This is a genomic window from Candidatus Hydrogenedentota bacterium (assembly GCA_018005585.1).
Taxonomy (GTDB): domain Bacteria; phylum Hydrogenedentota; class Hydrogenedentia; order Hydrogenedentales; family JAGMZX01; genus JAGMZX01.
Map to the genome: position 1 here is coordinate 2355 of JAGMZX010000186.1, position 7319 is coordinate 9673.

The 7319-nt window shown below is 66.0% G+C and carries 4 protein-coding genes; all 4 read right to left on the reverse strand.

Annotation, left to right across the window (positions count from 1 at the left end):
• The coding region (locus KA184_21360; GenBank protein MBP8132135.1) for a hypothetical protein at window positions 1-1735 on the reverse strand (1735 nt) is incomplete at its 3' end.
• 78 nt (window positions 1736-1813) lie between these two features.
• On the reverse strand, window positions 1814-3133 hold the full coding sequence (locus KA184_21365) for an alpha-L-fucosidase (protein ID MBP8132136.1): 1320 nt from the start codon (window positions 3131-3133) through the stop codon (window positions 1814-1816).
• A 158-nt stretch (window positions 3134-3291) separates the two neighbouring features.
• Window positions 3292-5658 (reverse strand): glycoside hydrolase family 95 protein, encoded by a 2367-nt coding sequence (locus tag KA184_21370; GenBank protein MBP8132137.1) that lies wholly within the window; start codon window positions 5656-5658, stop codon window positions 3292-3294.
• A 205-nt stretch (window positions 5659-5863) separates the two neighbouring features.
• Window positions 5864-7315 (reverse strand): heme-binding domain-containing protein, encoded by a 1452-nt coding sequence (locus KA184_21375; protein MBP8132138.1) that lies wholly within the window; start codon window positions 7313-7315, stop codon window positions 5864-5866.
• Between the last annotated feature and the right edge of the window lie 4 nt (window positions 7316-7319).

Here is a 7319-nt window from a genome sequence, read left to right on the forward strand (position 1 = left end):
CGCGCAGCCACGCCCGAGGAAGGAGCGCGCCCGCGATGCCGCTGCCGAGGTCGAGTTCGCCGCGCAGGTCGACCGCGGCGCCGCCCGCCCGCGGGTCCAGCCGGACCGTGCCGTCCAGGACAACGCCGTCGCCCTGAATCTCGCTGAGTTGCAGCGCGCCATCCGCGAAGCTCACCGTGCCGTTCAGGTGTTCGCAACGCAGCGGCTCCGCAAAATCGGCGGGCCGCACGGCCGCGCCCGCGTTCTCCAGCCTGAACCGCGCGCGCAGGTCCGCCGGCAGGCCCGCGCCCGCGCGAAACGTGCCCTTCAACTCGTCCACGGTCACGCGGCCCGTGAGTTCCTCGACATTGTCGAGCGGCAGCCAGGCGGCAAGCCGTTCCCGCTGCAGTTCCATCTCACCCGCGAGGTCTACGGCGACCGCGTCCGTTTCCGCGAAGGGCCGCAGCCAGCCGTGCGCCGTCATGCCGGCGCTGCGCAGCCCGTCGATCCGGAACGCCCCCTCGGCCACGCTCACGTTGCCTTCGAGGTCGTCGAACGCCAGCGCGCCGCCCGAAGACACGAAATCGATTCCCGAAAGCGCCGCCGAGCCCTCGACCAGGCGCAAGTGCCCCGCGCCGTCCGTGCCCAGAAGCAGGCCCGTCACGGTAAGATGTCCGTCGCCGCTCGCTTCCAGCGCGCCCCGCGTCGTCGAAGCCAGCGCCATCAGGTCCGTGAGCCCCGCGCCGAACGCGTCGAGATGCTGGACGCGGCAGGCCATGCGCCCGTCCGGCTCGCGCGTGAAATCGCCCGTGACGCGCAGCCCGGGGCCTTCCAGAACGCACTGATTCACAATCACCCGCTGCTCCTCTTGCAGCCAGGCAGAAGCCGTGAAGGATCCCCCCAACCCCGGCGCGTCCGGAACACGCAGGTCACCCTGCACGGCGAAGCGGATATCCGAGATGAAGGCCCCCTGGGCGCGCAGTTCCGCGTCAACCCACGCCTCGGGCAGCCAGGAAGGAAGCCCCAGGTCCCATACCGCCCAGTCCCAGAGCAGGGCCTCGCCGTCGAGGTGCGGGTCGTCTGCGCCGGATTCCGTCAAGGTGGCGCGAATAACCACGCGCGCGTCCTTGCCAAAGCGCGGGACATCCGCGTCGAGCGCGTACTCCGTGTGGCCGGTGACCAGGTCGTGTATCTCGATACGGCCGCGCAGCGCCTCGCGCGCGCCCATATACACGACGGCGTCCGGCGCATCGATGTCGACGATGTGCACGGTCCAGTCGTCGTCTTTCTGCTGGGCGGGTTGCGCGCCGGACTGCCTCGCGGCGTCCCGCGCGCGCCGCTGTTCCTTCAAGCCATGCCGGTGCTCGTCCACGGCCCGCCAGCGGCCGGCGATCCCTTCGAATGTCTCGGGGTAATGGACCACAAGCCCGTCAACTTCGCCCTGCGTCACCAGCACGTGCCGCAGCGCAAGCCGCCAAAGGCTGCCCTTGGCGACGACCCGGGCCGCGCGCGCCTCGAAATCGCCCGCGCCCAACGCCACGTCGCGCCCTTCAAGGCGCGCCCAGGGAATCGCGCTGGGGTACAGCGTTCCGATATCGAAGCGGAGTCCCAGCTCTTTTTCCACGGCCCGTTCGATGATCGGGCGCCAGTCGAAAAAGTACGCGCCCACCTTCACGGCCGCCACGAGCGCCAGAAGGACCCCGGCCGCGATGGCCAGCCGTCGCCGCCCTTTCTTGTGCGTTGCTTGCGGACCCATCACGATTCACTCATGGGACTATCGCGCAGCTCCCGTCTGTGAGGGAAGTCCTGTAAAGACGCCCATTTCGAATGGCCGCTACGGATTCACGCCCGCGATCTCAAAGACGTATGCGTGCTGGCACGGCAACTGGTCGATGGTCAATTGCGGCACGGCGATGCGCAGCGTGTGGCCTTCGAGCGTTGCCGCAAGCGGCTCAGTGACCCCGAGCATCGACACCGAAACACCTTGTGGCGCGCCCGGCATTTCAATCGCGAGTTCTTTCCCCGGCCATTCGAGGCAGATGGCATAGACCGCGTTCCCCTTCTGCGTGAACCGGACCTTCTCCATCTGGGGCGCGGCGGCCCATTTGTCCGCGCCGTAGATAGCATCGCCGTTGACCGCGAGCCAGGCGCCCATGTCGAGCAGGCGCTGCTGCATGATGGCGGGGATGCGCCCGTCCGCCGTCGGGCCGATATCGAGCAGAAGGTTGCCGCCGCGGCTCACGTTGTCGACGAGCAGATGGACCAGTTCCTCGGAGGTGCGGTAATCCTCAGCCGCCTCGTTGCGGTTGTAACCGAACGAGCGGCCCATGCCCTGGCATTCCTCGAAGAGGCCCGCATCGACCAGCCGCCCCTTCGGCAGATGCCCGTACTCCGGCGTGGCGAAGCCGCCGTGTACGTTGCGCGTTTCTTTTCCCCAGCGGTCATTGACCACCACGTCCTTCGGCGCGGGCGATTCATTAAACAGCCACGCGAGAAACTCCGTGCTGCGCCACGTGCTGCTCGGGTGCTCCCATTCACCGTCGGGCCAGACGATGTCCGGCTGGTACCGCTCGACAAGGTCCTTCAATTGCGGGAGCATGTGCTGGTCGACGAACTTGCCCACGTCCGACTGGTACAGCGGGTTGTACCACTCGTAGATCGAGTAGTAGAAGCCCATGCGCAGGCCCGCCGCATGTACGGCCGCGGTCAGGTCGCCGCACAGGTCGCGGTGGGGGCCGACGTCCACGCTGTTCCAGTTCCAGCTCTGCGGATTCGGCCACAGGCAGAACCCTTCGTGGTGTTTTGAGGTCAGAACGATGTACTTCGCGCCCGACCGCTTGAAGATGTCCGCCCATTCCGCCGGATTAAACAATTCCGCGGTGAACATCGGCGCGAAATCCTGGTACTGGAAATCCGCGCCGTAGGTCCGCTCATGGAACTTCCACGTTTCGCCGTCCTTGTTCTGCATGTGGTTCCAGTACCACTCGGCATAGGCGTCTTTCGGCCCCCACGACGGCACCGAATAGACGCCCCAATGAATGAAGATGCCGAACTTCGCATCCTCGAACCATTGCGGGTTCGGCCGCGTGTCCAGCGATTCCCACGTGGCCTCATACGGCCCCGCACCCAGGCTTGCCATCATCGCGCCCAACATTATCGCGGTCATTGGAAGTCCCTCCATTTGCGGTCAATCGAGGACTGGCACAAGCGACCCCGCGCTTCGCGGGGGAAACGTGCCTGTCTCCAAGAACATGTGGCATAGTGCATCGGGGACTGGCGCGCCTCGAAGACCGGTTCGTGCCAGTTCCCCGTCTACATCCTTACAATGTATGTTTCGCCGGGAACGGCCTGAAACGCAAGCACCGTTTCCGGTCCGGATGCCTCCGTCTGCACTTCGATCTCGAGCCCGTTTGCGGTTAGCACCCGGTATCCCTGGCCCGCGACGCGCACGCGGCAGGCGCCGCCGCAATTCGCGCGGATTGCGGCCTGTATCAGCTTGCCGCCGCGCCATTCCTGGTCTACCTCGAAGCCGCCGCGCGCGCGCAGCCCCTTCACGGAGCCTTCGGGCCACGCCGCGGGCAGCGCGGGCAGCAAATGAATCTCGCCCTCGTGGCTTTGCAGCAGCATCTCGGCGATGCCCGCTGTCCCGCCGAAGTTCCCGTCAATCTGGAAGGGCGGGTGGTTGTCGAACAGGTTCGGCAAGGTGGATTTCGCCAACAAGCCTTGGAGATTCTCGTACGCTTTCTCCGCGGCGCCCAGCCGCGACCAGAAGCTGATGATCCACGCCCGGCTCCAGCCGGTGTGACCGCCGCCGTGCGACAGCCGGTATTCGAGCGACTTGCGCGCCGCCGCCGCGAGTTCCGGCGTGCCCCGCAGCGTGATCTGGTCTCCCGGATGCAGCCCGTACAGGTGCGACATGTGCCGGTGGCCCGGCTCCGGCTCGTCGTAGTCCTCGATCCATTCCTGCAACCGTCCCGTTTTCGGGCTGATCTGCAGCGGCGCGAGCCGGTCGAGCGCGCCCCGAAGCTGCGCGCGGAAGTCTTCGTCGATGCCCAGTGTTTGCGCGGCCTCTATGCAGTTCGTGAACAAGTCATGGATGATCATCAGGTCCATCGTCGCGCCGTAGGTGAACATCGAGGTCGTGCCATCCTCCTTGCGGAACGAATTCTCCGGCGAATGCGACGGGTTCGTGACCAGCCGCCCCTGCGGGTCCTCGACGAGGAAATCGAGCAGGAACAGCGCCGCGCCTTTCATCAGCGGATACGCCCGCCCGCGCAGGAACTCGGCGTCGCCGCTGAACAGGTAATGCTCGTACGGATGTTGCGCGAGCCAGGCCGCGCCCATCGGCCATACGCCCCAGACGCCGTCGGCGGGGGCCGTGAACCCGTAAAGGTCGCTGAGATGATGCACGACCCAGCCGCGCGCGCCGTACATCTCGCGCGCCGTTTTCCCGCCCGGCGGCACGAGCGAATCCATGTAGTCAAACAGCGGCACATGGCATTCCGCGAGGTTCGCCACCTCGGCGGGCCAGTAATTCATCTGCAGGTTGATGTTCGTGTGGTAGTCACTGTTCCACGGCGCGTTGATTTCCTGGTTCCAGACGCCCTGCAGGTTCGCGGGCAGACCGCCCGGCCGCGAACTGCCCATGAGCAGGTAGCGTCCGTACTGAAAATACAGCGCCGCGAGGCCCGGGTCGTCCGCGCCCTCCTGCACCCGCTTGAGCCGCTCATCCGTGGGCAGCGTGTCCCCCTCGCCGCGGCCCAAGTCGATCCGCACGCGCCGGAACAATCCCTGATGGTCCTCGACATGCCGCGCGCGCAAGACATCGAACGCCGGGGCCGCCGCAACCGCCTCGCGGCACGCCGCCTCCGGGTCCGCGCCGCGGAAATCCGTGTTCGCGGCCAGGAGGAGCGTCACGGCGTCCGCGCCGCGCACACCAAGCTTCCCATCCTGTGGCGCGAGGCTGCCGCCGTCGCTGCGGATTTGCAGATATGCCGCGAATCGGCTGCCCATGTTCTCGCCGGTCTCATGATGCGGGCGATTGATCTGACCGCGAAGCACGCCCAGAGATTCGTTCTCGACCATGAATGCCGCGTCCTGCTGCCGGGTGATCGAGGCATCCAGATTGATCGCACCGGGACGCTCCGCGGATATGCGCACGACGAAGACGTTATCTGGCGCGGACGCGAAGACCTCGCGCGCGATCCTGCACGCGCCGCCAGGCGTGTCAATGCGGTACTGCGTCGCGGCGATGCCCGCGTCGAGGTCCAGTTCACGGCGATAGCCGTCCGGCAACGGCTCGCCCGCAATCTCAAGATGCAGGTCGCCGAAAGTCTGGTAGGAGAGGACCGTGGGCGGCACGCCGAGCATGGTCCGGTCGGCCAGGCGCTTCGCCTTCTCGTTCTGACCTTCGAATAGCAGACGCCGCACCTTCGGCAGCGCCTCGAGCGCCCGCGGATTGGTCCGTTCGCGGGGATAGCCGTCCCACAGCGACTCCTCGTTGAATTGGATGAGCTCGACCGGCGCGCCGCCGAACACCATTGCGCCGAGCCGGCCATTCCCGACAGGAAGCGCCTCCTCCCAGACCTGTGCCGGCTTCGCGTACCAGAGCAGCGGTCGCGCCGCCCCCTCGCTCTGCGCTGCAGGCTGTTCTGCCTGGGCGATCAAGCAAGGCACCATCAATGACGCCGCGATTACAGCATGCATGGATGCGTTCCTCCCGGTTTCCGCCGCGCTGCCGCCGGCGCCATCGTACCGGCGCCGCCCTCCCGGGTCAATCCGTGTCTGCGCCGCGTAGCGTTGGCGCGGGCGCCCGAAAAGAACAAACGGGGCCGCGGCGACCTGAACCCCGCCGCGGCGCCCGCGCAAAAGCCTGTTGCCGCACTCAGGACAACGGCTGGCCGTTGAGCGTGCCCGTCAACGACTTGAGGAACGCGACGACCGCGTCTATGTCAGCGCTCGAAAGCGTCGCGCCGGCATTGTACTGCGCCATGGTCCGCACGGCTTCCTTGAGGTCCGATGTCGATCCGTCGTGGAAGTACGGGAACGTCAGTTCGATGTTGCGCAGCGTGGGCACTTTGAATTTGTGCCGGTCGGCCTCGTTCTGCGTCACGTTGAAGCGGCCGAAATCCGCCTTCTGCACGTTGCCGCGCGCCGCGAAATAGTCCTCAAACAAGCCCATGTATTCATACGACTGACCGCCGAGCGTCTCGCCCACGTGGCACGTCGCGCAGTGATGGTCCTTGAACAGCGCATAGCCGCGCAATGCTTCCGGCGACAGCGCCTTCTCGTCGCCCGTCAGGTACTTGTCAAGCGGAGAGTCCGGCGTGATGAGCGAACGCTCGAATGTCGCAATCGCTTCCGTGATGGTCTCCTTGCTCGGTCCCTGCGGGTAGACCGCGAGGAATTCCTGCATGAACGCGGCGTCCTGCGTCAGCTTGCCGAGCACCTGCGGCCAGTTCGCCCCCATTTCGATCGGGTTGTTGACCGGCCCGTCCGCCTGTTCCTCGAGCGTCGCGGCGCGCCCGTCCCAGAATTGCACGAAATTGAACCCGGAATTGAGCGATGTCGGCGAGTTGATATCACCGACCTGGCCTCCGATACCCGTAGAGAACCGGGCCTGGTCCGTGCCGCCCTTGTCCAGCGCGTGGCACGATGCGCACGAGATGGTGTCGTCGCCCGAGAGGCGCACGTCATGGTACAAGCGGTTGCCCAACGCGACCTTCGCTGCGTCCAGCTCGATCCTCTGCGGCAGCGGCTGCACGGGCTCGTTCGCGAACTGCGGCGCGGTCCAGGGCGCCGCGTAGTGCTTGGCCCGCTCGTCCGCCACATATGCCAGGAGGACCGCCTTGTCTGCTTCGCTGAGGCGATGGTTCCAGTGCAACAGCAGGTACTGCGCAGGCGGCATCTCGTCATGGTGAATGGAACTTTCGAGTTTTGCCAGCAGGACCTCCGGCATGGGTTGCGCTGCCGCGTGCGCGAGCCACTCCTCCAGGTTCCAGAACCGCAGCCCCCGCTGAATGTCCTTGCCCATGATGTCCTTCGCCACCGGTAATGTCGCGTAGAACGGCAAGGGCGCATCGGGCACATGACAGCCGGCGCATTTCTGCGCCAGGACTGCCGCGGCCGCCTTCAACGGCGCATTGTCCGTATCCAGATTGCTGAGCCGGTTCGCGGGTGCGGGAATCACCAGATTCGAGACCGGCAGCGCCAGCGCCAAGATAATAAGAACGATTACTACTAAGGCTGCTTTTTTCACAGTAAGGCCTCCTCTTTCACGGCAACCAAATGGCTGAATGTTGTTCCCTCGGCCCCCACGCGATGCCTTTCCATGCATTCCG

Excerpts from the sequence above, each read along its gene's own strand:
- KA184_21365 (MBP8132136.1), bottom strand. The coding sequence starts at position 3,133 with ATGTTGGGCGCGATGATGGCAAGCCTGGGTGCGGGGCCGTATGAGGCC.
- KA184_21370 (MBP8132137.1), bottom strand. The coding sequence starts at position 5,658 with ATGGTGCCTTGCTTGATCGCCCAGGCAGAACAGCCTGCAGCGCAGAGC.
- KA184_21375 (MBP8132138.1), bottom strand. The coding sequence starts at position 7,315 with ATGCATGGAAAGGCATCGCGTGGGGGCCGAGGGAACAACATTCAGCCA.